Genomic DNA, 26635 nt, shown 5'->3' with positions numbered 1-26635 from the left:
CAAGAATCTGAACAGTATGATCCTCGCGTTATGCAGGACATCAACAGAAGTGTATTTTTTACAAAAGTAGAACAATTAAAAGCTTGGTCCCGTACAAGGTCACTGTGGCCACTTACTTTTGGTCTCGCTTGCTGTGCAATTGAAATGATGGGTACTGGTGCTGCACGTTATGACTTTGACCGTTTTGGAGTTATTTTCCGGGCTTCACCGCGTCATTCAGATGTCATGATTGTTGCAGGTACAGTTACGGCTAAGATGGCGCCTGTATTACGCACGCTTTATGACCAAATGCCTGAGCCAAAATGGGTAATTTCCATGGGATCTTGTGCAACATGTGGCGGACCTTATAAAGAAGCATACAGCGTGTTAAATGGTGTGGATAAAATCGTACCAGTTGACGTGTATGTCCCAGGATGCCCGCCAACTCCTCCGGCATTACTTGATGGTGTAGATTTGCTTCGTAAAAAGATTCGAGCAGAAGCAAAAGGAGAGAAGGTGACGGATGCATGAGCCAAGAGGTACTAGACTTAGTAGTTGAGAAGGTTCATGGTTTTCTGGGAGAAGAGGTATTAGCATTTGAAGAGCCTGAACCAGAACCAGAAGAAGAACCGAAAGAGGATGAGAAACCTAAGCGAAGAAAGAAGCCTGAGCCGAAGATTGAAAGGCCAGCTGATCTTAACTTTGGGCGTCCTATGATTATTCTGGACAGTGATAAATGGTCTGTGGAGCTTGCAAAAATGCTTCGCGATGATGAAGAGCTACAATTTGACTTCCTTTCTTGTGTGACTGGTGTTGACTATGATGAACACATGGAGGTAATCTACAATTTTTACTCAACAGTAAAGGATTACTACCTTGGAGTGAAGATCAAAACACCTCGTGACAACCCGTCCGTTGCCTCAATAGAGCCACTATGGAAGGCAGCAGATTACATGGAACGTGAAGTGTATGATTTGCTAGGAATTGACTTCCCAGGTCACTGGAATATGAAGAGAATTCTCCTTCAAGATGAATGGGAAGGTCACCCACTTAGGAAAGATTACGTCACGGACAAGAAAGCGCTAGGCTTAGATTAATAGGCTTGGATTGAAGGGGGTGCTACTTGAATGTCGATAAATACGGAAGAAATGATTTTGAACATGGGTCCACAACATCCCAGTACTCACGGGGTATTCCGCTTAAAGCTCCATGTGAATGGGGAAACAATCACAAAGGCTGAACCAGTGATGGGTTACTTACATCGTGGATCTGAAAAACTAGCAGAAGGATTTATTTATACGCAATTTATTCCATATACAGACAGACTAGATTATATGAACGCCATGACAAATAACTATATCTATTGTGCTGGAGTGGAGAAGTTGCTAGATTGGGAGATTCCAGAGCGAGCGGAGTACCTTCGTATCATTACGATGGAATTAAACCGAATCGCCAGTCACCAGTTATGGTGGGGCACATACTTACTTGATATTGGTGCACTGAGTCCGTTCTTGTACGCATTGCGTGATCGTGAAACGGTATTAGACCGTTTAAATGAAATCAGTGGTGCTCGAATGACGTTTAACTACATGCGCATCGGTGGCGTGAAGTGGGATGCACCAGATGGTTGGATTGAAAAAGTGAAGGAATCTGTAAAAGTACTTCGAGAAAATATAGCAGAATATGATGAACTTGTTACAGGAAATGAAATTTTCCAAGCGAGAACCATGAATGTGGGAACGCTTACAAAAGAGCAAGTGATCAACTGGGGCTTGAGTGGCCCAATTGCTCGTGGTAGTGGAGTAGACATTGATATACGTAAAACAGAACCGTATTCGATTTATGACCGCTTTGACTTTGAAGTACCTGTAGAAACAAAAGGGGATGCATACGCGAGATATAAAGTCAGAATCGCTGAATTGCACCAATCGTTAAATATCATTGAGCAAGCATGTGAGCAGATACCAGCTGAAGGGGATATCATCCATAAAAAAGGTGCTAGAATCATGATGATTAAACCGCCAGCAGCAGAGGCGTATACTCGTGCAGAAGCATCTAAGGGCGAAATTGGAGTTTATGTAGTAAGTAACGGGAAGACTAAGCCTTACCGTGTAAAACTTCGAAGGCCTTCTTTTGTCAATGTTTCTATCTTACAAGATATGCTCGTAGGTGAATCTATTCAAAATGTGGTTGCTATTTTCGGTAGTCTCGATGTTGTACTCGGGGAGGTTGATGCATAATGGATCTTCTCACGATGATACTATATGCAGTCATTATTCTGGGTGCACTCCTAGGTGCAGTAACCTACGCTATACTTTTTGAAAGAAAAGTAATTGGATACATGCAGCTTCGGCCAGGTCCGAATAGACACGGACCTTGGGGATTGTTCCAAACCATTGCCGACGTTATGAAGCTTCTGATGAAAGAGGATATTATTCCAACAGCAGCAGACAAAAAGATTTTCATCATTGCGCCAGTTCTTGCATTCGTTCCTTCCTTTGCTATATTTGCAACGATTGCCTGGAGTGAAAATATTGTAGGTGCTGACCTGAACATCGGTGTCCTCTACTTTATTGGGATTTCCTCCATCACAACGCTTGGTGTATTAATGGGTGGTTGGAGTTCAAATAACAAGTATTCATTATTAGGAGCAATTCGTGGAGTAGCACAAGTTATCAGCTATGAAATTCCACTTGTTCTTTCTATCATTGGGGTAGTTATTCTTGTAGGCTCCCTCAATTTCAGAGAAATTGTACTTTATCAAGAAAGCATTGGCATGTGGTTAATCATTCCACAGTTCTTAGCTTTCATAGTTTACATGATTTCAGCAATTGCGGAATTGAACCGTTCTCCGTTTGACTTACCTGAGGCAGAATCGGAGCTCGTATCCGGTTATCATACGGAATATTCAGGCTTCCGTTTCGCGTTCTTCATGCTGGCGGAATACGTGTATGCCATCGCCATTTCAGCATTGGCAACAACTTTATTCCTCGGTGGTTGGTTAGGACCAGCCTTCTTACCTGGAATCTTGTGGTTCCTGCTTAAGATGTGCTTTTTCATGTTCTTCTGGTTCTGGCTGCGCGCAACATTACCGCGTGCCCGTGTGGACCATTTGATGGGCTTCGGATGGAAAGTGCTCATCCCGTTAGCATTATTGAACATTGTAATAACAGCGATCATTAAAGTGTGGATGGGGTGATAAAATGTTTCGATTACTTAAAGGCTTCGGTATAACTCTGAATTACTTCAGGAAAAGAAAGGTCACCATCCAATACCCTGAAGAAAAGGTAGCAATGCCGGAACGTTTTCGCGGTATTCACCGATTTTTTCCAGACAAGTGTATCGTCTGTGACCTATGTGTAAAAGTATGTCCGACAGATGTTATCACTCTTACTGGTAAGAAAAGTGAAGAAAATCCAAAGAAAAAAATAATAGATACTTATAATATTGATTTCCAGGGATGTATTCTCTGTGACTTTTGTACAGAGGTTTGTCCCACAGACGCAATCGTAATGACGGCCCGCTTTGAAAACTTGAGTTCATACAATCGCTCAACGCATTTCAAAGATATGGAATGGTTAACGAACAACCATGCATATGGGTATTACGAAGAGTCAGAAGCAGGCCCAGAGGCAGGAAGCAGGGGTGAAGTGAAGTGAACATAAACACCCACATAGTCTTTTTTCTCATATTGGCTGTGATAGCCATTGTTTGTGCAGTGCTTGTACTCGCCTTGAAAAAAATTTCTCATCGAGTTTTATCGATGGCATTCTGTTTCTTCGCCGTAGCAGGACTATATTTCCTACTGCGAGCGGAATTTATAGGGATCATTCAAATCATGGTTTACGTTGGAGCACTATCGATCTTGTTCGTCTTCGGTATGATGATGACCGACCACAAGAATGTTGGCTTCGGCCCTGAACGGAAAAAAGTGCATAAGTTCCTAGCATTTATTGGTGTTGGAACACTTCTTGGATTCATGCTTTACGGAATAATGGGAATGAATCTCCCTTCAAACAATGAACAATTCATTGGTTCCGCAGAAGCGATTGGTGTAGAACTGTACGGGAATTATGTTATCGCACTCCAAGCCGCTGGTATCCTTCTATTGGCTGCACTCATTGGAGCTATCGTACTAGCGCGGAAGGAGGCGGAATAATATGGTCCCTATTGAGTTAGTTTTAGCCCTCGGAGCCATTTTGTTTTGCATCGGACTATACGGAGTTTTGACAAGAAGACACCTTGTGATCGTCCTTGTCTGTATTGAATTAATGTTGAACTCAGTCAACATCAATTTAGTCGCTTTCTCTAGTATCGGGCCATTTGCCAATATAACAGGCCAAGTTTTCACATTATTCGTCATTACTCTCGCTGCAGCTGAAGCTGCTGTAGGGCTGGCGATCTTAATCGCTCTTTACCGTAACCGAGAATCTATTGACGCTATCAAACAAGACTTACTACGTTGGTAGTTAGATTATGAAAAGGGAATTGACTCAATACAGTGAGACCTTTTCTATGAAACTGAAACTACCCGTAAAGACATGCGAAGAAATCGCAAGAGTAAGAGATTAATTGAGGAAAAGGTGATGGTATGATACAAAATGCCTGGTTAATCCCGGTTTTTCCGCTTATCGCCTTCATCATCCTGTTATTCTTAGGAAACACCCTGAAGGAGAAGTCCTCCTACGTAGGAATAACAGCAATGGCCCTGTCGTTCATCTTATCAGTCATCGTACTATTTGAACGGATTGGTGGAGAAACCTATTCATTTACAGTAAATTGGATCACATTTGGAGACAGTACGATCACCATGGGTTACGAAGTGACACCGTTAAATGCGATAATGCTTATCGTTGTTACACTCGTCAGCTTACTCGTACACATTTTCTCCAGAGAATACATGCACGAAGACAAACGAATTAATGTATTCTACTCATACTTAGGACTATTTTCATTTTCCATGCTCGGCTTAGTCCTCGCGCCGAACGTGTTGCAGTTATTTATATTCTGGGAGTTAGTAGGACTTTGTTCGTTCTTGCTAGTTGGATTCTGGTATTTCAAGCCAGAAGCAGCTGCTGCGGCGAAAAAAGCATTTTTAACTACTAGAATTGGGGACGTCGGGCTTTTAATCGGTATCATTCTTCTATTCAACGCTACAGGCAGCTTTGAATATGCTGAAGTATTTGCCCATGTTGAAGCAGGACTTGTGAATGATACGATGATTACGATTATCGCGATCGCCATCTTCCTTGGAGCAGTGGGTAAATCCGCTCAATTCCCGCTTCATGTGTGGTTACCAGATGCGATGGAAGGTCCAACACCAGTTTCAGCTTTAATCCACGCCGCTACGATGGTTGCAGCAGGTGTGTACTTAGTTGGTGTGATGTATCCATTATTCGTAGCATCGTCGACAGCAATGACTATCGTTGCTTATGTAGGTGCAATCACTGCATTTTTCGCAGGGTCAATAGCCCTTGTGAATACGGATATTAAACGAATCTTAGCCTATTCCACTGTCAGTCAGCTCGGATTTATGATCCTAGCATTAGGGACTGGTGGCTATGTTGCAGGTTTATTCCACCTGACAACACATGCTTTCTTCAAAGCCCTACTCTTCTTAGGTGCTGGTAGTGTCATTTTCGCATTACATCACCGCCAAGATATCCGCAAGATGGGTGGTCTATGGAGTCGCATGAGAATTACTTCCATTACCTTCATGATTGGTGCACTTGCCATTGCAGGGGTTCCTCCGTTAGCAGGGTTCTGGAGTAAGGAAGGAATTCTAGCTGCGGTTTGGGAAGGTGGAGACATTTTCTTATTCATTCTAGCTGTCATTACGGCTTTCATGACCGCATTCTATATGTTCCGCCTCTTCTTTACAGCCTTCACTGGAGAATTTAGGGGAGACCATGAACCACATGGTGAAAACAAAAAGTGGATGACTATACCTCTTGTTGTTTTAGCAGTGTTTGCAATAGCTGCAGGCTTTGTGAACACACCATTTGGATTCTGGCTGGAAGATTTCCTGCTACAAGGCCTAACTCTTGGTGCTCAAGCGCATGGTGAATTATGGCTTGCGGGACTTTCTATCGTCATCGCACTAGGTGGGATTGGGCTTGCATACTTCATGTATGGTAAAAAAGGTACAGTTCCAGCTACGGATACAAGTAATGTATCAGGAGTACATAAACTCCTGTTAAACAAATATTATATTGATGAGTTATACCAAGCTGTTTTTGTCCGCCCAACAGTTGCTATTGGGAAATTCTTCTGGGAAGTGGACAAAGGAGTTGTGGACGGTATCGTCAACTTTATCGGACGTGCAACGCGCTCATCAGGACGTACGTTTGCGAAACGCCATGACGGCCAATTGCAGACTTACGGTCTCGTAACAATTATCGGAGGACTTGCCGTCATCGCATTAGCCTTCGTGGTAAGGGGGTATTTCGGATGATGTCAAATATTCTATCGGTACTCGTCTTCTTACCATTAGCCGGGGCGTTGTTAATCTTAACAATTCCAAAGGAGCACAAGAACGTCATTCGATCGATTGCAACTGCAACAGCAATCGTAGCATTACTCATATCTCTTGTTATATGGGGAATGTTTGACAGGGGAGCTTCAGGATTACAGTTTGCTCAAACCGTTCCTTGGATCGAGCTTTTCTTTCTACAAATTAATTATGAAATAGGAATTGATGGTTTATCCATGCCGTTACTCGTTTTAACAACTGTAGTAACGACGTTAGCGATCTTCGCATCCTTTACCATTCAAACGCGTGTGAAAGAATTTTACGTATGGACGATGGTATTGCTTACGGGAATGCTCGGTGTATTCGTAGCACTAGATATGTTCCTGTTCTTCCTTTTCTTTGAATTAACTCTCATTCCAATGTTTTTCATCATTGGGATCTGGGGAGGAAAGGAAAAGATTTATGCATCGTTTAAGTTTCTGATTTATACAGGACTAGGTAGTGCGGTCATGTTCTTAACGTTCATCACCATTTTCTACCAAGGGTTCCTTGCTTCAGGTCAGACGCAACTAACTTTTAGCATTATAGAACTTGCTCAAATCTTTGCGAACCCAGCAAACCCTGAAATCTTAACCTCAGGCTTACGGGCAGGATTATTTTTAGCACTGTTTATTGCATTTGCAGTAAAGCTACCAATTTTTCCATTCCATACGTGGCTTCCTAACGCACACGTGGAAGCGCCGACTGCAGCTAGTATGATCCTTGCTGGTGTTCTGTTAAAAATGGGTGGTTATGGTTTAATCCGTGTAGGTATTGGGATTTTCCCTGACCAAGCACAGAGATTTGCCCTGCTCATTGCAATTCTTGGCCTTGTAAACATCATTTATGGTGCGTTACTGGCACTCGTACAAACAGACTTAAAGCGACTTGTTGCTTATTCAAGTATCAGTCATATGGGTATCGTTCTCATTGGTATTGCTTCCTTTACTGCTTCAGGTATGCAAGGAGCAATCTTCCAACTAGTGTCTCACGGTTTCATCTCAGCCCTTCTGTTCTTTATGGTTGGAGCCATTTATGAACGGACGAAGACAAGAACGATTTCCGAGCTTGGTGGTCTATCCAAGACAGTTCCAATATTAGCCGGTTTTACAATAGCTGCTGCGATGGCTTCTGTAGGACTGCCTGGTCTATCAGGTTTCGTTAGTGAATTGCTTGCCTTTATTGGTGTGTTCGGAGCATCAGCAGAGATCCTTCCAGCTGCGAAAACAATTGGTGTTATTGCAGGTCTTGGAATTATTTTAACAGCTGCCTACCTCCTTTGGGCACTACAGCGCACTACTTTCGGACCGATGGATGAAAAATATAGCGGGTTACCGGATGCCCGTCCAATGGAATATATCCCGATGATTGGTCTATTAGGATTTAGTATTCTCATCGGTGTATATCCGAACATCCTAAGCGACGTAATCAACATTACAGTAATCGACATCTTGTCGAAGATAGGGGGTTAAAGACATGCTGTCAGCTTTTGATGCCAACTGGTCTTTAATGACTCCGGAAATCGTATTATTAGTCCTAGCTCTGTTGATCTTCACCATTGACTTCATGACTGGGATAAAAGGGAGCAAGCCATTCCTTGGACGTTTGAGCGTCGTTTCCTTGTTAATCACGGCCGTGCTTGTTGTCTTTACAAATAATTCGAGCGGATTTATTGGAGAGATATTTGTTGTAGATAAATTCGCCATGATTTTTAAACTGATTATATTAGTCGGTGTAGCTCTTGTGATAACCATAAGCATGCACTATCTGGAGAAAAATCCAGATGTCTATCAAGGGGAGTTTTATTCACTCATCCTCTTTGCGACTTTAGGTGCAATGATCATGGTTTCATCAGTAGACCTCATTACACTGTTTGTTGGTCTTGAGCTACTGAGTATCTCATCTTACTGTTTAGCTGGATTTAAAAGGAAAAGTAAAAAGTCGTCTGAGGCAGCCATCAAGTATGTTGTTCTCGGTGGAGTAGCTTCTGCCTTTATCCTTTATGGAATGTCGTTCCTATATGGTTTAACAGGAACAACTGGGATTATTACGATCGGTAGAGAACTTCCACAGCTTTATGTGGACTATCCTTACATCATCATGATGAGCTTGTTGTTCATGCTTGTTGGTTTCGGATTTAAGATTTCCATCGTACCATTCCATATGTGGGCACCAGATGTTTATGAAGGGGCACCAACACCGGTTACAGCCTTCTTATCCGTTGTTTCAAAGCTCGCTGCGTTTGGTCTTGTGTTACGAGTATTCATCGTTGCTTTCCACAGCACATTCAATGAGTGGGCATTTATTCTTGCGGCGTTTGCTGCAGTGACGATGATCGTCGGTAACTTCATTGCCCTTACGCAAAAAAATGTGAAGCGTCTTATGGCTTATTCTGGTATCGCGCAAGCAGGTTATCTTCTTGTTCCACTTGCCGCAACGGTACATGAAAATGCTACAATGAGTATAATTGCTTTCTATGGTGTGGCATATGTATTTATGACTTTAGGTGCCTTTGCCATAATCACTTGGGTAACGGAGAGCTCTGGAAAAGAGGACCTAACCTCTTTCAAAGGCTTATTTTACCGAAACCCGTATATGGCAATTGTGATGGCTGTGTTCCTATTAGGTCTAGCAGGTTTACCTGGAACTGCTGGATTCGTCGGAAAGGCATATATCTTCATTGGTGCTATCGTAGGCGAAATGCTATGGCTTGCTATCATCATGTTTGCAACAAGTATCGTAAGCTTTTACTATTATTTTGGGATTATCAGACAGATGTTCATGTCTGAGCCTAATCCAAATGATGGAGAACTTAAAGCGCCACTTGGTATTACAACAATAGTTACAGTTGCTGTAGCGGCTACGGTCATACTTGGAGTCATTCCAGGTATCATAACAAGCTACTTCAACAGCTTTAACTGGTTCTTTTAAGTTTATTCATCACTTATAAAACCTGGATCATGTATTCTTTGTAATACGATCAGGTTCAAAGAGTGTCGCGTCTCAGCTCATGATGAAAATGTTTAAAGAGTGCTTTGACAGCTGTTAAAACATAGCTGTTAAGGCACTTTTTTTATGAGGCTTCCACTGGAAAGGGAGTTTGATTGTGGTGGACATTGCAGACGGGTGGTATTTTACTTAAAATGCACCGACGGAACAATATTTATTGTTTATTGTGGCGTCCCCCTTTTGTAGATGTATGGTGAGCGTTACAGTCCAATACCTAATCAAAAAATCATTAGCATAAACGTACATAATTTTGAATAAAAAATAACAAAGAGGTAAATTTCATTTGCACTGTATCTAATGTGTAAAGCAGCTTTACAGTTTAAAAACAGTTTTTTAAACAGGCGCAACGGTCAAAAAGAGTCCCCCTTCAACGTACAAAATAGTACTGCAGTCGAAGGGGGATTTTTTTTAGGAATTATGGGTTGCAAATTCTAAAAAGTAGGTAACGGCTGTCAGGAAATTTAATGACTATAAAAAAGTATAAGTGGACGTAAGAAATGTAGTTTATATATTTTAGAAACGGATATTAAATACTTATTAATTAAATTATAGAAACCCCTTTGCTTAGAAAAATTTATTATTGGCATTTGCTCGCTCGTAGAAAGTTCATGCAGATCTCATCAATGACAATAATATTTCATAATAATAGCAATCACTCAGAGGTGAAGGGATATTTCAAATTAAAATTACTTAACTTCTTAAATAAAACTCCCCTTAAGTCACTTTTAATTACTAAAAACGTTTACAACGAAAAATTTGTCAAAAAGGAAAAAATAAGCATAGCATTTTACATTGAAACCAGTTATTATTATCATTGTGACCGTCTATTTGCAAGAATTTAAGCTAAATTTTTATAGGCGGACGAGAGTATAATTAGTTAGAATTAGAAGGTTTAAGGTGGAGGGATATTATGCCGGAGCCCTTGGGACAACAGGCATTATTAAATATTTTAATATATCTAACAGTTCTGGTGTTCGTCTGGTGGTCATTGCAATCATTTAAATTTGATTTGTTTTTGAAAAATCCAGATGGGATCAAAGCGAAGGTGTTAATGATCCTGATCACTTTAGGTTTAACCGAGATGGTGAGCAGCTTTATTTTGAGTTATTTGAACTGGTCAACGATGCTTCGGTTTTTATTCTAAGGGAAATCGACAAAATGTATAAAATCGAAAGTGTGGCTAAGGCAAGTTATGTCGGGATTTAGCGGATAATTCCATGTATGTCTTTCTCTCACTAGGCAACAATGCTAGTAAGGAGAAATCGTTCAATTGAACGGGTTACGGGAGAGGATTTACATGGGGAGAAATTGGCAAAGTCTAGCAGTAGCTTGTACTGTTATATTTATGATTACAACATTGTTGTCGGGGTTTAAGGAAGCAGAAGGAAGTTTAAGTCATTCAACTGTTAAATCGCAGCAATCACCACAGCATATAATAACATTAATGGATAAAAAACTCTCAGATATTGGTGTAATGACAAACCGTGCTCACATTTATGCACGAAGTCACCAAACGGGTTTTGAATCATATGATGAAATGATGAAATATCTGGAAAACTGGAACTTGACAGATGATGACATGAACACAATCAGAAACAAAGTAAACAGCAGCAAAAAATGGAACGGAACTTTTTCTGAGCAAAAATCGTCATATACTAAGAAGACATCAATTTTCATTCAACCTATGACTTCTAGCAAAGATCAATATGAAGTTTACACCATTTATGAGGCATCTTTCCTTCCCATATCCACGAAGGATACCGCGTTTCATCTGTTTAGCAAGAATGCCTTGCTCAACAATTATGATCCAGCAGATATTTTTTTACGGATAGAAGGAACAGTTTCTGAAAATGATGCATTAAATGTTCAACAGATGGGGCAAAAGTTGATGGATACTTTTTCAGCTCAAGTAGTTGAAGAAGTACAGGAAGATAATTTCGTATCCTTATCAGCACTCACGCCTCATTGGAACAATAAGCTAATCACTAACGGCCAGGAAATGAACTTACAGGCTGCAGTACGACAATTAGATTACAATGAAGGATTGGGCGGAAAAACAACCGTTACAATTGGCACACCACTTATAACTACTGAATATTAATAATATAGAAATCTGGACGCGGAGGGGAATACGTTGGAAAAAATTATCGTCCGCGGTGGCAGGAGCTTAAACGGCACTGTCCGAGTCGAAGGAGCGAAGAACGCCGTTTTGCCGGTCATCGCTGCATCCATTTTGGCCAGCAAAGGCAAGAGCAACATTTATGATGTACCAGCGCTTGCTGATGTATACACGATTAATGAAGTGTTAAGGAACCTAAATGCAGATGTCAGTTACGAAGATGGACACATCACAGTTAATGCGGAAGGAACATTAGGGACGGAAGCACCATTTGAGTATGTGCGAAAAATGAGAGCTTCTTTCTTAGTAATGGGCCCGTTATTAGCTCGTGTTGGGCATGCACGCATTGCATTACCAGGAGGATGTGCAATTGGTTCACGACCAATTGATCAACACCTCAAAGGTTTTGAAGCAATGGGAGCAACAGTTGAAATTGGTAATGGATTTATCGAAGCAAAAGTGGAAGATCAACTTATTGGTGACAAAATTTATTTAGACTTCCCAAGCGTTGGAGCCACAGAAAATATTATGATGGCAGCAACAATGGCAAAGGGAACAACGATTATCGAGAACGCTGCAGAAGAGCCTGAAATCGTCTGCTTAGCGAACTATTTAAACGCCATGGGCGCTAAAGTTCGCGGTGCTGGAACAGGTACCATTCGCATTCAAGGTGTAGATGAATTAACAGGTGCAGACCATACTATTATTCCTGATCGAATTGAAGCAGGAACGTTTATGGTGGCTGCTGCTATTTCAGGTGGAAATGTACTCATTGAGAACGTCTTATCTGAACACCTTCGTCCACTCATCGCTAAAATGAATGAAATGGGCGTTATTATCATCGAAGAAAGCAATGGTCTACGTGTAATTGGACCAGAAAAGCTTCAGGCAGTCGATATTAAAACAATGCCGCACCCTGGTTTTCCAACAGATATGCAAGCTCAAATGATGACGCTGCTTCTTTGTTCTGAAGGAACTGGCGTAATTACTGAAACAGTATTTGAGAACCGCTTCATGCATGTGGAAGAATTCCGTCGCATGAATGGTGACATTAAGATTGAAGGACGCTCAGCTATTGTTACTGGTCCTAACAAACTACAAGGTGCAGAGGTTGCCTCAACGGACTTACGTGCTGGCGCTGCCCTCGTTTTAGCAGGCCTTGTAGCAGAAGGTCAAACACGTGTCACGGAATTAAAGCACATCGACCGTGGTTATGTAGACCTTGCTGGAAAACTAAAGCAGATAGGCGCTGACATTGAGCGAGTTTACGAACCGAACGAAAGTGAGCTCGAAAACTTAGAAGCACCTGCACCATTGAAGATGGAACCAAACTCCAACTTCGCAGTAAAGTAAATTTTTGAGCTTCACACTTAGTTGATTTAAATCAAGATAATTCCATTAACGTGCTGTACTCCCGCCTGGTGTATAGCACGTTTTTACTATGTTTAGTGTGCACTTAACATTAACTATACTTCACATGGTTTTTGATGCTATTATGGCACAGCATTTCTGATTAGCGTATATACATTTACTAAGCAAAATGTAAAAAGAAATATTGTCCTTTTCATCTCACTACTTTATCCAATTCTGTACAAAATATGTGTTACATAACAAGATTATGTAGATTTAACAAGAATGAAATATTTTTAAGGTTATTTTAATGTAGAGAGAATTGGTAATTCTTTTAATAAGGAAAGGGAAGTGCAAAGATAACTAGTAATAGTGAAGGTAATGGTTGTAATCGAGGAAATGCGGCCAGAAATCCAGTGGAACATGAAATCTAGTCCGCAAAACGCGAAAATGCGGCCAGGAATCCAATGAAGCATGAAATCCAGTCCGCACGCATTACCCTAGAAATGAGGAAAGAGCCGATAGCGATCCCTACATGTTTAATATGGTATTCGTAAAAAAGAGAAAGCTACCGAGCGATCCCCCACCAAAACCATTCCCATTCAATTTCAAAATTTGACTCCATTTTTTTATTCACCAAGTATATCAGGAATAAGTTGCTCTTCAATCAAAGCGATAGCTTCTGCTTCTGTAAACCACTCACCCTTGTCGTTAATGGTAATATAAAAAGTCATTTCATCATTAAACACACCATCTGCCAAATAAGTAGTAATCTCACCGTGCGCTCCCTTGTATCGATTCTCTACATAAATGGAATAGTTATCTCCGGCCTTTATTAATTTCTCAGGTGTTCCATCTGTAGTATCTATATCATTATCAATTAACATAATTGAGACATCTTGGTACTCGTGGTCAATGACAGATTCCCAATAAGAGAAACCGAGGTTTTCCCATGCGTTCAGTGCACTCGGATTCATAGGTGAACTTCCTGCATAAATATATGTGTCTTCATTAAAAATAGGCTGAATGCATGGTATTGGATGAATGGCTTCCCCGTTCCTCAGATCAAAACGGAACCGATAGGACCTGCTTGAACTCTCTTCATACCCGCAAACTCCACCGAGCATAGAATTAACTTCAACATTTTCAGAAAACATGGACTGAAGCCTATTGGAAAACTCGCCAGAAACATCACTGCTAACCACATATAAACCGTTACCTGAAGTTTGAATATATATCCCAGCCTCACTCATGATATATACATTAGTTGTATTATATATGCCCCCATCCTTGGATACTTTGATCCAAAAATCACACTCATCCTCCAAACCAAAAGTGCCGGTAAATGTTTCCTCAACTTGTAATTGGCTCAGATCTTGTAGCAATTTATCTGTGGCGTTGTCAGTTGTATCAGTGTAAAAATATAGTGATTCATCCTCGCTTTTTGTTCTCATTTCTAACCATGATATATCTTCAAGATCGATGATTTCCTTTAATAAATAGGTTTCGCCTTCGACCTTGTCCTCTTCATCTGACCCAAGCTGCGTGGTGTCATCCTCCGAGTTTTGTTCAGTACCGTCACCCCTATCATCAGAAGTCACGAAGCCCCCTTCATCAGAAAACGGGAACAAACCTGGAATAAACAATAGCAACACGATGACAGCTGCGATTCCGAGTGAGGCATAATATTTCCATGGAGTTTGCTGACTCTCTGACTCCTCTGATGGACGAAGCTCTCTAGCATGGACTCGTTCCTCCATTTTCGAGTTCATTTGGTGAAAAATATCATACTTCTCTTTTTCCAAAGGGGTAACTTTGTTTTTCAAGGCCTGAAAGTCTTTTTCAAATTGGTCCTTTTCGAGTTGCCCGTTCTCAACCGAGTCATTGCCAAACTGATTTTTCTCGGGTTGCTCCTTCTCAAACTGGTCATACTCAGTAGAATTATTATCCAACGGACCATTTTCATCAAATCGCTTCATGATTTGAGTCCTCCTTACCAAGTTGTTTCTTCAAAGCCTTCATAGCTCGGGATAAAGTGACGCGCACCTTACTTTCATCCCATTCAAGAATGTCAGCCGTTTCTTCCGTGGAAAACCCTTCAATGCGCCGTAGTAAGATGACATCACGGTACGATACCTTCAAATTACCGATAGCTTCATACAATTCTCTCTCAGATTCATTTAACGTTGCCACATGCTCAGCAGATACTTCGTGCTGTGTGTTGATGGAGCCGATGTCAAAAAAATAAGTGATTGGCTTCTTACGACGGATATAATCAATCGTGATGTTCCTTGCAATCCGAAACAACCAACCCCGAGGATTATCCCCATCAAAACGATGAAAGTTATCGTACGCCCTAAGAAACGTATCCTGCATGAGATCCTTTGCCTGCCCATGATCCCTTATCATGAAAAAAATGTATTGATAAATATCATCACTGTGCTCGTGATACAAATTATTAATTCGTTCCTTCACCTCATCATGCCCCCGTCCCAACTGCCCCTCACCCCTCTCCGAAATGATCTACTACCTTTTCCTTCTCTAGTGCCTCATTCGATCCAGTGCAATCTCAGCTCATCTATGTCTCTCTCTATGCTCTGGGCACTTCAAAGTATCCTCAACATCTCTCTCAAAGTTACCTGGTAACTCGTTCGTTTTAACAGCAACACTCAGCCCACCATCTACCTCTTTTTATTTCCAATCACCATAATCACTGATTACAACGCAAAAAAGGCGAAAATGTTGCAGTGAAAAGTGAAAAAGTCCGTTCTATATATGGGTCGGTTAGCTGGTAACGTTAAGGTAACGTTAATTAGCATTTTTACAATAGCTTAACATATAATGACACAGCGTGAAGGTGATGGTGATAGTGATAGAGCTAGTACTAGTTTAAGTTCGTTCGATATAGAGTTAAACTAACCCATTTGTTGCCTACTAACTAACTGCTTTTTTACTAGTAAAAATAACGAAATCCCCCAAATTTAGCGTGGTTCTAAGGCGGATAGGGTGTTCTATATATGAGTCGGTTAACTGGTAACCTAAAGGAATCTAGTATATTTTCTATTAAAGTTGTTCTAACTAGTAATATGATTTCATAGATATGCAATATAGAAAAATAGAAGTGATGATGGAGAGGAGACTGGGGTTTATGAAGCAGTTAATGATAATTGGATTAGTACTTATGGGATTAATTCTAGTACTACCTACTATACTAGTTTTAGGATTCAACAAGGAGGAAGCGTCTCAAATTGATATGGAGAGCCCCAACGAGTCCGATCCAGATGTTGAAGAAGTGTGGATTGATGAGACTGTTGTGGAGAATCAAGAGACGGTAGCGGTTTTTAGAACAGAAGCAGAAGCGGTAGAGCACGTTCCGTTTGAGGAGTATATTGTGGGTGTAGTGGCAAGGGAAATGCCAGCAAGCTATGAGTTAGAAGCATTAAAGGCACAGGCCTTGACAGCTCGAACGTATTTAATACAATTAATGACTATGGGAAATTTAGAAATTCCACATGGAGCTGACATAACCGATACAGAGAGTCATCAGGTATATGCAAGTGCAGAGGAACTACAAGAAGAGTGGGGATCAGATTATGAGTGGAGAATTGCACGTATTCAGGAAGCGGTAAAGGCTACAGAGGGAATGATTATTACCTATGATGGAGCACCTATAGATGCCCTTTATTTCTCGACGAGCAATGGGTACACGGAAAACTCAGAAGAGTACTACTCATATGAATTCCCATACTTACGTAGTGTAGAAAGTCCATGGGATCTGGAGAGTCCACGATATTACAATGAAGTAACAATGTCAGTGGCAGAGTTTGAGGAAAAACTCGGAATTAACGTAGCGGAAACAGGTTTAGGTGAAATTGTTGGAAGGACAACAGGTGGGAATGTGGCTAAGGTTGCATTTGGTGATGTGGAGTATACTGGTCGTCAAGTACGTGAAGAAAAGCTTGGAAGGGATATAATTGCTTCAAGTGACTTTACGTGGGAGCGCCGTGGTGACACGATTCATATCGAAACACGAGGCTGGGGTCATGGTGTAGGAATGAGCCAATTTGGTGCCAATGGTATGGCACAAGAAGGTCACGACTTCCGCGATATTATTCACCATTATTATCAAGGTGTAGAAATTACAGAGGCTAACCAAGTGATGCGTTCATTGATGGCCTCCGGTTAACCCTCTCTTTAACTGGTAACATAACATTATATCGAACAAGAAAAGAAGCCCAACTTTTGAAAGTTGGGCTTCTTTTCATTCTAGTTACCAGGTAACCGACTCATTTAACGAACGCACATATATGCACAAACTTCACGCTAACTCGTTAAATCATTTACTTACTTCCACTTTCATCGAACATCAGTAATCACTCTTTTTTTCCGCAGCTAACTGCTTCATATCAGTATCCATCATCACAAATTTCTCTAAATAATCCATGCTTTCCTCATAACTGTGAGCTTTCATCATCCACTTCAAATACTTCTTTTTCTTATCTTGAGTGTTACCTGAAAACTGAGAAAGAATGGGGTCGAAGGTGAAGAAGGAAGGTGGTTGTGCAGCCTCAGAAGACAAAAAATAAGAGTAACTACTCCAGCGATATTCCTCAGGAAGATGCACCATGGTGGCCTTTACTGGGTTTAAATGTATGTAGCGGCTTAAGGCCAAGATGTCATAATCGTCATAAACAGGCCGCGAGAAAAACGGCTTTTCAAACAAATGACCAGTGTACTTGTATTTCCTATTGTAATAATTCGCGTATTTCTTGTTGATGTAAAACATAACTTTGGAAATGGGTGTGTCGGTTGATAGAAGTTGCAGATGATAGTGGTTAGTCATGAGGCAGTAGGAGCAAAGCTTGATGGAAAACTTTTCGTGCGCGTTTTCAATGAGATTGAGAAAATAGATGTAATCAGCAGCGGATTGAAAAATTGCTTCGCGCCTATTTCCACGATTGGAAACATGATGATAGTTAAGTGGGATCCAAACCCGTCTTTTACCCAATTGTTTAGTCCTCCTTTAGTAAACTCTAACTACGGAAATAGAACGTATATTCTGGTTGTTAATCTCATTATATAGCATTTTTTTCTAGTAATCCACTATTTTTACGCATTTTCGCTACCTTTTAAGTTACCAGGTAACTCACACTCTACTCCTCTTGCAAAACCTCGTAAACGCCTTGAAATCAACGTTTTTTGAATGTTGCCCTCGTGCAAAGTTACCATTTAACAAAAAATTTTCTTAATAATGTATAAAGTCTAGACAATTTGATCAAAATGATTGCTGAGGTGATGATCAAATGAGTAATCATGAGGAGAAACAAGCTTCCAAAAGGGAGCCAATGCAAGCTAAATTAAAGCGCCTAATGAAAAAACGTTGGGCAGTGCCTGCATTGTATCTAGGATTAGCTGCAGTTGTAATAACTACATTTATTTGGCTAGCAGGTTCAGGTGAGGACCTTGCGGAAGAAAGAGACTCAGAGTTTGATATAGAATATTCTGGGGATCTTGAAGAACCAATGGGTGACACTGATGAAGATGCCGTTCCTGTAACGTCAACAAATGAAGTTTTCCAACTGCCAGTGCTTGATGAAAATGAAGTAGCAGTAGTAGGGACATTCTTTGACTATGAATCTTCTGAAGAAGATCGTGCAAATGCGTTAATTCGCTATAACAATTCGTACCACCAAAACACAGGTATCGATATCTCAAATGAAGATGGAGAGAGCTTTGACGTAAGTGCTGCCATGAGCGGTACAGTTACAAAAGCGGAAGAAGATGCACTGTTTGGACACGTTGTACACATTGAGCACGATGAAGATGTAGTAACAATCTATCAAGCGTTAGAAGATTTGAAAGTTGAAGTTGGTCAAACTGTAAAACAAGGAGACTTACTTGGACAAGCAGGAAGAAATCTCTACAACAGTGAAGCTGGTGTACACGTTCACTTTGAGATTAGAAAAGATGGCCATCCAGTAAATCCAATGAACTACATGGATCAGCCAATGTCTGCTTTACCAACAACGGATCCTGAAGAAGCACCAGAGTCAAGAGGGCCAGAAGAAGCGCCTGAAGACGTACAAATGGAAGAATCATAATTTAACAATAAATCTACATTTGAAAAAACAAGTTAAATTCTTCTATATGTTAAGGTGTGAAGGTGATTGTGAAGCATAGCTTGCTAACAGGTTTGAGAAAACAGTGTTGTGAAAAAGCTATGTGAGAATTGTAAGTTCAGAGAGGATTCAACATTCATCTGTGAATCTACTTGATGCTTCAAGATTAACATTCTCTGAAAAAACTATTGTCGAAGTCAATGTTTTGTAAAGTATTGAAATCAAAAGAATCAATTCGTGAGAAGAAAAGCGCACATCCACCTGAAAATCAAGTCAATTCTTAAAAATGTCGGGGACCTGGTCCCCGACATTTTCCAAAAAGTTCACAAAAAAGTGCGGGACCTGGTCCCGCACTTTTTTTGCTGTTTTTCGTCGGATAAACACTCTTCCGTTATTTTATGCATATATCAGGGCCTACTCTAATAAAATTTAACAAACCTTACCACAAATGATAGGTCGTTCAGAAAGTATGGAGGATCATTGGCAGACTACCTGCTTCCACCGGGGGACGCAGCTCAGACATCAAGATCATCACGCTAGGGGGTACTGCTTTTCTTCGTCTTTTTGAACTCCAGAAACACTCTAGGGAGGCGAGAGATGTGCACGATTACATCAAGGAGAGAACAATCAAGATTGGAAGGTACATCGTAGAGACGAGAAAAACAGTTCGAACAATTGCAAAGGAGTTTGGCGTTTCCAAAAGTACAGTACACAAGGATTTGACCGAAAGACTGCCGGATATTAATCCGGAACTGGCAAATGAGGTTAAGGAAATACTTGATTATCATAAGTCAATTCGACATTTGCGAGGAGGGGAAGCGACAAAAGTTAAGTATCGTAAAAACGATTCTGAGGAAGAAGCCCCAGTAGTGAAAACTTAAGACTAAAAAATATTGCATAATCCTCCCACTTTTTCCTACAAATTATGATAAAATGATACAATGGACACATTACTAGAAGTAGAAACGGACTATGGTAGTGGAAAAATAAATGAGTTATCGTAAATTCGCCCATAAAATGAGGAATTCGATGACTACCACTGCCAACATCGGTGAATGGTAAATGCCACATATCATAATGGATCAGGGAGGAAAATGGGATGTTTGGAAGGGACATAGGAATTGATTTAGGTACTGCAAATGTGTTGATACACGTGAAAGGAAAAGGCATCGTACTAGATGAGCCTTCTGTCGTTGCGATTGACACTAGTTCTAACCGCGTTCTTGCAGTTGGGGATGAGGCTTTTCGTATGGTAGGTCGAACTCCTGGGAATATTGTGGCCATCCGCCCATTGAGGGATGGTGTAATTGCAGATTTTGATACAACGGAAGCAATGCTCAAACACTTTTTGCAAAAAATACGTGTGAAAGGCATGTTCTCTAAACCAAGAATATTAATTTGTTGTCCGACGAATATCACCTCTGTGGAACAGAAAGCCATTAAAGAGGCTGCTGAAAAAAGTGGTGGCAAAAATATTTATCTTGAAGAAGAGCCGAAAGTAGCTGCTGTAGGTGCAGGGATGGACATTTATCAGCCAAGTGGTAATATGGTCGTAGATATAGGCGGTGGGACGACGGATGTAGCCGTACTCTCCATGGGAGACATTGTCACCGCCTCTTCGATCAAAGTTGCTGGTGACCGATTCGATAGTGACATCCTTCAATATATAAAGAAAAAGTACAAGCTGTTAATTGGTGAACGTACGGCAGAAGATATTAAAAAGTCAGTAGGAACTGTTTTTCCTGGTTCCCGCAGTGAAGAAATGGATATTCGTGGTCGCGATATGGTGAGTGGATTGCCTCGCACAATTACAGTACATTCTGAAGAAGTTCGTGAAGCTTTAGAAGAATCAATCTTCCATATAGTACAGGCCGCAAAAAATGTTTTAGAGAAAACTCCTCCAGAGCTTTCTGCCGATATTATTGATCGTGGCATTATCATTACTGGTGGTGGAGCGTACTTGCACGGGATTGAAGCCCTCCTTTCAGAAGAACTCAAAGTTCCAGTACTTGTGGCGGAAGAGCCGATGAACTGTGTAGCGATTGGGACAGGCATCATGCTGGAAAACTTGGATCGCGCTATGAGAAATAGCATCAAACTTTAAAACACGCTATGAGAAATAGCATCAAACTTTAAAACACGTTATGAAAGACAGCACCAAACTAAAGATAAGGTTACCGTGAGGAAAAGGTAATCAAAATAATCAATAACAAACGCGCTACAGCAAAAGTTACAATTATATAGTTGGAAATCAGATAAAGAAGATTCCCAAAGGTTTCATATTGCAAAAATGGAAGGTTTCCTATATGTTTTTTATATAGTGTGTAAATAGTTTGTTTTGTCGTGCCGAAATATAGAAGTGTAGGGCAAAATTTAGGTACACTACATAGAGAGAAAATGATTTGAAGATATATAAAATAAAGGGGTCAACTTTTGTGCGGGTCGAGAGCTAAAACTAGAACTTATATTCAGTGCCGTAACCGTATAAATGTAGACGTAACTTCCATAATGGTTACAGCACTGAACTAGTTTTATTTAACAGATGTCACTCGATTTATTCGTAGGACATGCATAGTTGACTAATTCCAACCATCACGTACCTCACTGTCGAAAACAGGGCGTGATTGGTTATAAGATTACGAGATTTTTCCCAAAAGGGTTGTAGGGGTGAAGACGATGATTCGCGGATTGTACACGGCGGGTGCTGGGATGATTACTCAGCAGCGCAGACAGGAAATGCTTACGGACAATATGGCTAATGCGAACACGCCAGGATACAAGGCGGACCAGGCGTCGATGAGGGCGTTTCCGAATCAGTTGATCAGGGCAATGGGTACGGACCATCTCCAAAGACATGGGACGACTCACGTGGGTGAGTTGTCCACTGGTGTATACATGCAAGAGCGTACGCCTAATTTCCGCCAAGGTGATATTTATGAAACGTTCAATACGACGGACTTAGCGTTGCTGCAAGGTGTGGTGCCTGCTGGAGATAACGGCCAGGAAGGCATGCTGTTTTACACTGTTGAAAACGGCGACGGGGAAGTTCGCTATACGCGAAACGGGAATTTCACAGTGGACGGAGCGGGATTCCTCACAACAGCACAAGGGAATTATGTCCTTGATGCAGCGGGTGAGCGCTTGAACGTAGGGTCCGAGAACTTTACTGTGACGGCAGATGGACAAGTTGTGAATGCCTTGACCGAACAGCCGGTAGGTCAAATTAACGTGGCCCTTGTGATGGATCCAGACCAGCTTGTGAAGGTAGGGAATGGGTTCCTTCGGTATGATGGCGATGGAGAAATCCAGACAGCGATCGGTAACGGAGGCGTGACATTTCAGTTGCAGCAGGGATTCCTGGAGCGCTCTAATGTGGACGCAGCCCAGACCGTGACCCAGATGATGACAGCATTGCGGAACTTCGAAGCAAACCAACGGGTCCTGCAAGCATATGATCGAAGCCTGGAGCGGACCGTGAACGATATCGGCCGTATAGGATAAACAATAGCTCTGGGAAAACTCACGTGACAGTATGACTAACAGGTAGCGTGATCCTCAGAAGGCTCCTGTTTTATCAGTAAGTTGATTTTTGGTTATATATATGGAAGTAGGTGACAGTATGATCCAGTCGATGATAACCTCTGCCACAACGATGGGGCAGCTTCAGAATAAATTAGACGTAACGAGTAACAACCTTGCGAATATGAACACAACAGGATACAAACGTCGTGAAGTAACGTTTGCTGACCTGCTTTTTCAGCAAGTAAACAATCAAACAGTAGCAGCTCATGAAGTTGGCCGAACGACGCCAAATGGCATTCGTGTTGGTTCAGGTGCGGCAGTAGCTCAGACGGCAATGCGCCTTGAGCAAGGTGCTATACAAAACACAGATCGTCCACTTGACCTTGCCTTAACAGAACGTGGGTTTTTCTTTGAAATCGCTCCCTCTGAAGATGGGACACGTCGTTTTACAAGGGACGGGGCTTTTTACTTGAGTCCGAACCCTGATGTAGAGGGCGAGAATCATCTTGTCAATCAAAATGGTGACTATGTGTTATCTCAAGCAGGAACACCGATAACTTTACCTGCTGGCTACCAAGACATTACAATCACAGAATCAGGTACGATATTAGTGACTGACCAAAACGGAAATACAGAACAAGTTTCACAACTGCAAATTGTACAAGTGACAAAGCCGCAATTAATGCTAGCTTCTGGTGAAAATAACTTTATTTTTCCTAACCTAGAGGAGCTTGAGCTAGGTTTTGCTGATGTGCTAGTCGAAGGTGTAGGTGCAGCTGGAGCTGAAGTCATTCAACAGCGTGCTCTTGAAATGTCAAACGTAGACATGGGCCGTGAAATGACAGAAATGCTCTTAGCTCAAAGGAATTATCAGTTTAATTCCCAAGCTATCTCCATAACAGATCAGATGATGGGACTTGTTAATAATCTACGTTAATGAAATGAATTCGTATTTCAATTTTATTGCGATTACGTGAAATAAATTTGTGCTGCGATGTGCCGTGGATTTAATGCGATGTGCGTCGATGTGCGTCGATGTGCCGTGATGTAATTGTGCGTACTGTGATGAATGTGATGTAATGTAATGTTGTGAGGTAAGCCAGATAAACGAGGGGTTATCATGAGTAAAGATAATGAATTGGATCTGAACGAACAACAAAATAGTAAGGGGCGTGGCAGTGAGGGGCGGAATACTGACCAGCTTGATGAGCAAACTGGTGAAGCGAGTCAACGACCAAACCATGCTAACGACGATCCTGTAAAAAATAGTGTTGAGTCTAGTGAGGGGGTTAATTCATCTGACAGCGCCCCTGTATCTGGTGAGTTTGAATCATCGGGCAACGGGTTTGTATCTGGTGAGTTTGAAAATTCAGGTAATACCTCTAAATCTGAGGACTTTGCTGATGCAGATGTTCAAGAAGGTGAGGATCATACGCCAACAAATTTGGCTAGTGATGAGGTAGGCACAGCTCATGCCTTTGATGAAAAAGAGAATCATGATTCAAACATTGGACAAGCTAACGTTGCAGATTCTACCTCAACTGAGGGTGATTCCTCCACAGGAGCTGGCTCTGCATTTGTATCTGACTATGCTCAAGGTTCTAAATCTGATACTGCACTTGAAACTGATTCTGCGTCTGTATCTGACTTTGCTCATGAACCTGACAAGGATACAACTATAATAGATGAGTCAGTGAGTCATCCGGAAAATGGTGAAGATGTTGAAGAAGCTGTAGTTACTGAAGGAGAACTAGGTGCAGAAGAAGATGGGGCGACTATAATGGGTGAATCTAACCAAACTGAAAGAACCCCAAATGAAACTAATGAAACTGAAGTTGATCATTCAGATGCTTCTATAGATACGGATTCGATGGTTTTTATAGATGATAAACAGGAAGCGGAAATTACTCCTAGCCGATCAAACAGGTCTGACGGGTCTGATTTGGTGGAGGAAACAGTAGTGGCTGAGGAAGAGGAAACGGACAACATGAGTGAAACGCGTAGTAGGCGGAAACTTCGTCTTGAAAAAGAGCAGGAAGCGGAAGCAACACAAAAAAGTGAAAAGAGAAGCAAGAGAAGCCGAAAACCAAGGGGAAGGATACGCCTGATACCAGTCTGGCTTAAAGTGATTGTTGTTGTGTCACTCCTTGCGGGTAGTTTAGTTGTTGGTGCAATGGTAGGCTTTGGTCTTGGTGGAGACGGCGATCCTCGTAGTATTTTAGATAAAGAGACATGGTACTATGTGTATGATTTGATTTTCGCTGATACTGAAATGGACAGACAGAATATTGAGTAGAAGGTTGAGTTAAAACATCTATTACTGATATTGGCTGTAAAAAACTCTAGCAGAATTACAGTTTCTACATATATAGAGTATATAGTATATTGGTCGCGTGTTTGAAAAATATATATATCTTGGCACTGTGGTTATTATAAGTGATGATTGAGGAATGGGGACTACTCCATTCCTTTTGTTGTGTTTTGTTGTGGAATGGGATAATAGGTGTGAATTTTCTATTATGGTGTGTATGTAAATTGAAGAGTGAAGTTAAGTATGTTTTTCATTAGTGGTGTGTTAGGAGGGAGTAGTTTGTCTGCTTATTTAGTGATTCAATTTCTTTTTTAAGTAAATGATTATCCCTGTTGCTCAGTATAGTACTCTAATATTTGAGTAGATTTGTTGATAAGAACGGAGCAAGCGAGGTAACTGTCTCTTCCTATGAGAATACACGTACGTCGAGACAACTTGCAGCATTCGCGGTGAAGAAACTTTTATTGTTGTGATTATATATACAACTCGAATAGAGATTTTAAGTTTCTTTAGGCTTTTAAAAACATAATGGAATTCTGTAGTGAATTTATACCTGGTGAATTTACCAGCTATAATAGCAATCGTGGATATGTGTAGAATATGTGTAGCGATTCAAATGATTAATTGATTTTAATAGAAACTCATTATTACTATTAACTAAGATATATCTTTTTTTAAAAACTTGCTTGATCGTTAGATTGTATTATGGTATATTAGATCTCGCCGCTAAATAAACGGTGCATCTCAAATAAGCAAAATTATATTTAAAAAAAGTTCTTGCATTGAGATGGGAGATATGTTAAATTAATATTTGTCGCTGAAACGAGTGACGAAAAAACAAATTTAAAAAAGTGTTGACATTGATTGTGGGTTTATGGTATGATAATCAAGTCGCCATCAAACGACACTATAAGAAAATTGACCTTTGAAAACTAAACAAAAAGCCAAGCGAAGTGGGATAAGAAGTTATTTCATATTATATGAAGTAATGAAGAATATCCCGTCAATGAATTACAAAATTAGCCAGATGAAAATCTGCAGCTAGACATCAAACACTTTATTGGAGAGTTTGATCCTGGCTCAGGACGAACGCTGGCGGCGTGCCTAATACATGCAAGTCGAGCGGACTTCTTTAAAGCTTGCTTTAGAGAAGTTAGCGGCGGACGGGTGAGTAACACGTGGGCAACCTGCCTTACAGACTGGGATAACTTCGGGAAACCGAAGCTAATACCGGATGATCAAATGAACCGCATGGTTCAATTGTAAAAGTTGGGATTTATCCTAACACTGTGAGATGGGCCCGCGGCGCATTAGCTAGTTGGTGAGGTAACGGCTCACCAAGGCAACGATGCGTAGCCGACCTGAGAGGGTGATCGGCCACACTGGAACTGAGACACGGTCCAGACTCCTACGGGAGGCAGCAGTAGGGAATCATCCGCAATGGGCGAAAGCCTGACGGTGCAACGCCGCGTGAACGATGAAGGTCTTCGGATTGTAAAGTTCTGTTGTTAGGGAAGAACAAGTGCCATTCGAATAGGTTGGCACCTTGACGGTACCTAACCAGAAAGCCCCGGCTAACTACGTGCCAGCAGCCGCGGTAATACGTAGGGGGCAAGCGTTGTCCGGAATTATTGGGCGTAAAGCGCGCGCAGGCGGTCTCTTAAGTCTGATGTGAAAGCCCACGGCTCAACCGTGGAGGGTCATTGGAAACTGGG

The 26635-nt window shown here is 41.2% G+C and carries 23 protein-coding genes and 1 other annotated feature; of the genes, 20 read left to right on the top strand and 3 right to left on the bottom strand.

Annotation, left to right across the window (positions count from 1 at the left end; all coding sequences use genetic code 11):
- Window positions 1-30 precede the first annotated feature (30 nt).
- From BW724_RS21040 to murA, 13 genes are all read left to right on the top strand, one after another.
- A complete protein-coding gene (locus BW724_RS21040) occupies window positions 31-510 on the top strand; it encodes a NuoB/complex I 20 kDa subunit family protein (protein ID WP_417891462.1) in 480 nt (159 codons plus the stop codon).
- Window positions 507-1076 (top strand): NADH-quinone oxidoreductase subunit C, encoded by a 570-nt coding sequence (locus BW724_RS21035; protein ID WP_088077037.1) that lies wholly within the window; start codon window positions 507-509, stop codon window positions 1074-1076. Before BW724_RS21040 ends, BW724_RS21035 begins: the two co-directional genes overlap by 4 nt.
- A gap of 30 nt (window positions 1077-1106) precedes the next feature.
- Entirely contained in the window at window positions 1107-2219 is a 1113-nt protein-coding gene (locus BW724_RS21030; protein ID WP_088077036.1) for an NADH-quinone oxidoreductase subunit D, read from the top strand.
- On the top strand, window positions 2219-3178 hold the full coding sequence (gene nuoH, locus BW724_RS21025) for an NADH-quinone oxidoreductase subunit NuoH (protein ID WP_088077035.1): 960 nt from the start codon (window positions 2219-2221) through the stop codon (window positions 3176-3178). Before BW724_RS21030 ends, nuoH begins: the two co-directional genes overlap by 1 nt.
- Window positions 3179-3182: 4 nt before the next feature.
- The gene (locus BW724_RS21020) at window positions 3183-3638 is read left to right on the top strand and encodes a NuoI/complex I 23 kDa subunit family protein (RefSeq protein ID WP_088077034.1); all 456 of its coding nucleotides are present in this window, start codon (window positions 3183-3185) and stop codon (window positions 3636-3638) included.
- Complete coding sequence (locus BW724_RS21015) at window positions 3635-4138, top strand: NADH-quinone oxidoreductase subunit J family protein (RefSeq protein ID WP_235849039.1); 504 nt, start codon at window positions 3635-3637, stop codon at window positions 4136-4138. Before BW724_RS21020 ends, BW724_RS21015 begins: the two co-directional genes overlap by 4 nt.
- A gap of 1 nt (window position 4139) precedes the next feature.
- Complete coding sequence (gene nuoK / locus BW724_RS21010) at window positions 4140-4448, top strand: NADH-quinone oxidoreductase subunit NuoK (RefSeq protein ID WP_088077033.1); 309 nt, start codon at window positions 4140-4142, stop codon at window positions 4446-4448.
- Window positions 4449-4570: 122 nt separating this feature from the next.
- The gene (nuoL, locus tag BW724_RS21005) at window positions 4571-6433 is read left to right on the top strand and encodes an NADH-quinone oxidoreductase subunit L (RefSeq protein WP_088077032.1); all 1863 of its coding nucleotides are present in this window, start codon (window positions 4571-4573) and stop codon (window positions 6431-6433) included.
- Window positions 6433-7962, top strand: a complete 1530-nt coding sequence (locus BW724_RS21000; RefSeq protein ID WP_088078115.1) for a complex I subunit 4 family protein — start codon at window positions 6433-6435, stop codon at window positions 7960-7962. Before nuoL ends, BW724_RS21000 begins: the two co-directional genes overlap by 1 nt.
- Window positions 7963-7966: 4 nt before the next feature.
- The gene (locus tag BW724_RS20995) at window positions 7967-9421 is read left to right on the top strand and encodes an NADH-quinone oxidoreductase subunit N (RefSeq protein WP_235849038.1); all 1455 of its coding nucleotides are present in this window, start codon (window positions 7967-7969) and stop codon (window positions 9419-9421) included.
- A 988-nt stretch (window positions 9422-10409) separates the two neighbouring features.
- Window positions 10410-10643, top strand: a complete 234-nt coding sequence (locus BW724_RS20990) for a DUF1146 domain-containing protein (RefSeq protein WP_088077031.1) — start codon at window positions 10410-10412, stop codon at window positions 10641-10643.
- A gap of 153 nt (window positions 10644-10796) precedes the next feature.
- Complete coding sequence (locus BW724_RS20985) at window positions 10797-11600, top strand: YwmB family TATA-box binding protein (protein ID WP_088077030.1); 804 nt, start codon at window positions 10797-10799, stop codon at window positions 11598-11600.
- A 33-nt stretch (window positions 11601-11633) separates the two neighbouring features.
- Entirely contained in the window at window positions 11634-12971 is a 1338-nt protein-coding gene (murA, locus tag BW724_RS20980; protein ID WP_088077029.1) for a UDP-N-acetylglucosamine 1-carboxyvinyltransferase, read from the top strand.
- 626 nt (window positions 12972-13597) lie between these two features.
- Here murA and BW724_RS20975 read toward each other — a convergent pair.
- Together BW724_RS20975 and BW724_RS20970 are read right to left on the bottom strand one after the other, a co-directional pair.
- Entirely contained in the window at window positions 13598-14947 is a 1350-nt protein-coding gene (locus BW724_RS20975) for a hypothetical protein (RefSeq protein ID WP_088077028.1), read from the bottom strand.
- Window positions 14934-15464: an RNA polymerase sigma factor gene (locus BW724_RS20970; RefSeq protein ID WP_235849037.1), complete on the bottom strand. Its 531-nt coding sequence runs from the start codon at window positions 15462-15464 to the stop codon at window positions 14934-14936. Before BW724_RS20970 ends, BW724_RS20975 begins: the two co-directional genes overlap by 14 nt.
- Window positions 15465-16116: 652 nt before the next feature.
- Between BW724_RS20970 and spoIID the strand changes: the two genes are divergently transcribed.
- Window positions 16117-17154, top strand: coding sequence for a stage II sporulation protein D (gene spoIID, locus BW724_RS20965; protein WP_176371513.1), 1038 nt, complete (start codon window positions 16117-16119; stop codon window positions 17152-17154).
- Window positions 17155-17334: 180 nt separating this feature from the next.
- Here spoIID and BW724_RS20960 read toward each other — a convergent pair whose 3' ends face one another.
- Entirely contained in the window at window positions 17335-17976 is a 642-nt protein-coding gene (locus tag BW724_RS20960; protein ID WP_235849036.1) for a transposase, read from the bottom strand.
- 295 nt (window positions 17977-18271) lie between these two features.
- Between BW724_RS20960 and BW724_RS20955 the strand changes: the two genes are divergently transcribed.
- From BW724_RS20955 to BW724_RS20930, 6 genes are all read left to right on the top strand, one after another.
- Entirely contained in the window at window positions 18272-19069 is a 798-nt protein-coding gene (locus tag BW724_RS20955; RefSeq protein WP_088077027.1) for a stage II sporulation protein SpoIIQ, read from the top strand.
- A 617-nt stretch (window positions 19070-19686) separates the two neighbouring features.
- On the top strand, window positions 19687-19968 hold the full coding sequence (gene spoIIID / locus BW724_RS20950; RefSeq protein WP_088077026.1) for a sporulation transcriptional regulator SpoIIID: 282 nt from the start codon (window positions 19687-19689) through the stop codon (window positions 19966-19968).
- Between the two features lie 218 nt (window positions 19969-20186).
- A complete protein-coding gene (locus BW724_RS20945; RefSeq protein WP_088077025.1) occupies window positions 20187-21191 on the top strand; it encodes a rod shape-determining protein in 1005 nt (334 codons plus the stop codon).
- A gap of 572 nt (window positions 21192-21763) precedes the next feature.
- Window positions 21764-22588 carry a flagellar hook-basal body protein gene (locus BW724_RS20940; protein ID WP_088077024.1) on the top strand — a complete coding sequence of 275 codons (825 nt, stop codon included), beginning with the start codon at window positions 21764-21766 and terminating at the stop codon, window positions 22586-22588.
- A gap of 118 nt (window positions 22589-22706) precedes the next feature.
- Window positions 22707-23546, top strand: coding sequence for a flagellar hook-basal body protein (locus BW724_RS20935; protein ID WP_088077023.1), 840 nt, complete (start codon window positions 22707-22709; stop codon window positions 23544-23546).
- A gap of 183 nt (window positions 23547-23729) precedes the next feature.
- The gene (locus BW724_RS20930; protein ID WP_088077022.1) at window positions 23730-24905 is read left to right on the top strand and encodes a DNA-directed RNA polymerase subunit beta; all 1176 of its coding nucleotides are present in this window, start codon (window positions 23730-23732) and stop codon (window positions 24903-24905) included.
- A 1080-nt stretch (window positions 24906-25985) separates the two neighbouring features.
- Window positions 25986-26544: a sequence feature (16S ribosomal RNA rRNA prediction is too short), on the top strand.
- Window positions 26545-26635: the final 91 nt, after the last annotated feature.

The sequence above is a fragment of the Litchfieldia alkalitelluris genome, from assembly GCF_002153425.1.
GTDB lineage: Bacteria > Bacillota > Bacilli > Bacillales > Salisediminibacteriaceae > Evansella > Evansella alkalicola.
Note: the sequence above shows the minus strand (reverse complement) of the source record. Positions and strands in the feature narration are given on the sequence as shown.

Bases quoted from the DNA above. Each gene is read 5' to 3' on its own strand.
- BW724_RS20955 (WP_088077027.1), top strand. From the start codon at position 18,272: ATGAGTAATCATGAGGAGAAACAAGCTTCCAAAAGGGAGCCAATGCAA.
- BW724_RS21030 (WP_088077036.1), top strand. From the start codon at position 1,107: ATGTCGATAAATACGGAAGAAATGATTTTGAACATGGGTCCACAACAT.
- BW724_RS21000 (WP_088078115.1), top strand. From the start codon at position 6,433: ATGTCAAATATTCTATCGGTACTCGTCTTCTTACCATTAGCCGGGGCG.
- BW724_RS20940 (WP_088077024.1), top strand. From the start codon at position 21,764: ATGATTCGCGGATTGTACACGGCGGGTGCTGGGATGATTACTCAGCAG.
- nuoL (WP_088077032.1), top strand. From the start codon at position 4,571: ATGATACAAAATGCCTGGTTAATCCCGGTTTTTCCGCTTATCGCCTTC.
- nuoK (WP_088077033.1), top strand. From the start codon at position 4,140: ATGGTCCCTATTGAGTTAGTTTTAGCCCTCGGAGCCATTTTGTTTTGC.
- nuoH (WP_088077035.1), top strand. From the start codon at position 2,219: ATGGATCTTCTCACGATGATACTATATGCAGTCATTATTCTGGGTGCA.
- BW724_RS20930 (WP_088077022.1), top strand. From the start codon at position 23,730: ATGAGTAAAGATAATGAATTGGATCTGAACGAACAACAAAATAGTAAG.
- BW724_RS20990 (WP_088077031.1), top strand. From the start codon at position 10,410: ATGCCGGAGCCCTTGGGACAACAGGCATTATTAAATATTTTAATATAT.
- BW724_RS20945 (WP_088077025.1), top strand. From the start codon at position 20,187: ATGTTTGGAAGGGACATAGGAATTGATTTAGGTACTGCAAATGTGTTG.
- spoIID (WP_176371513.1), top strand. From the start codon at position 16,117: ATGAAGCAGTTAATGATAATTGGATTAGTACTTATGGGATTAATTCTA.
- BW724_RS20975 (WP_088077028.1), bottom strand. From the start codon at position 14,947: ATGAAGCGATTTGATGAAAATGGTCCGTTGGATAATAATTCTACTGAG.
- BW724_RS20985 (WP_088077030.1), top strand. From the start codon at position 10,797: ATGGGGAGAAATTGGCAAAGTCTAGCAGTAGCTTGTACTGTTATATTT.
- BW724_RS21040 (WP_417891462.1), top strand. From the start codon at position 31: ATGCAGGACATCAACAGAAGTGTATTTTTTACAAAAGTAGAACAATTA.
- BW724_RS20935 (WP_088077023.1), top strand. From the start codon at position 22,707: ATGATCCAGTCGATGATAACCTCTGCCACAACGATGGGGCAGCTTCAG.
- BW724_RS20995 (WP_235849038.1), top strand. From the start codon at position 7,967: ATGCTGTCAGCTTTTGATGCCAACTGGTCTTTAATGACTCCGGAAATC.
- BW724_RS21020 (WP_088077034.1), top strand. From the start codon at position 3,183: ATGTTTCGATTACTTAAAGGCTTCGGTATAACTCTGAATTACTTCAGG.
- BW724_RS21035 (WP_088077037.1), top strand. From the start codon at position 507: ATGAGCCAAGAGGTACTAGACTTAGTAGTTGAGAAGGTTCATGGTTTT.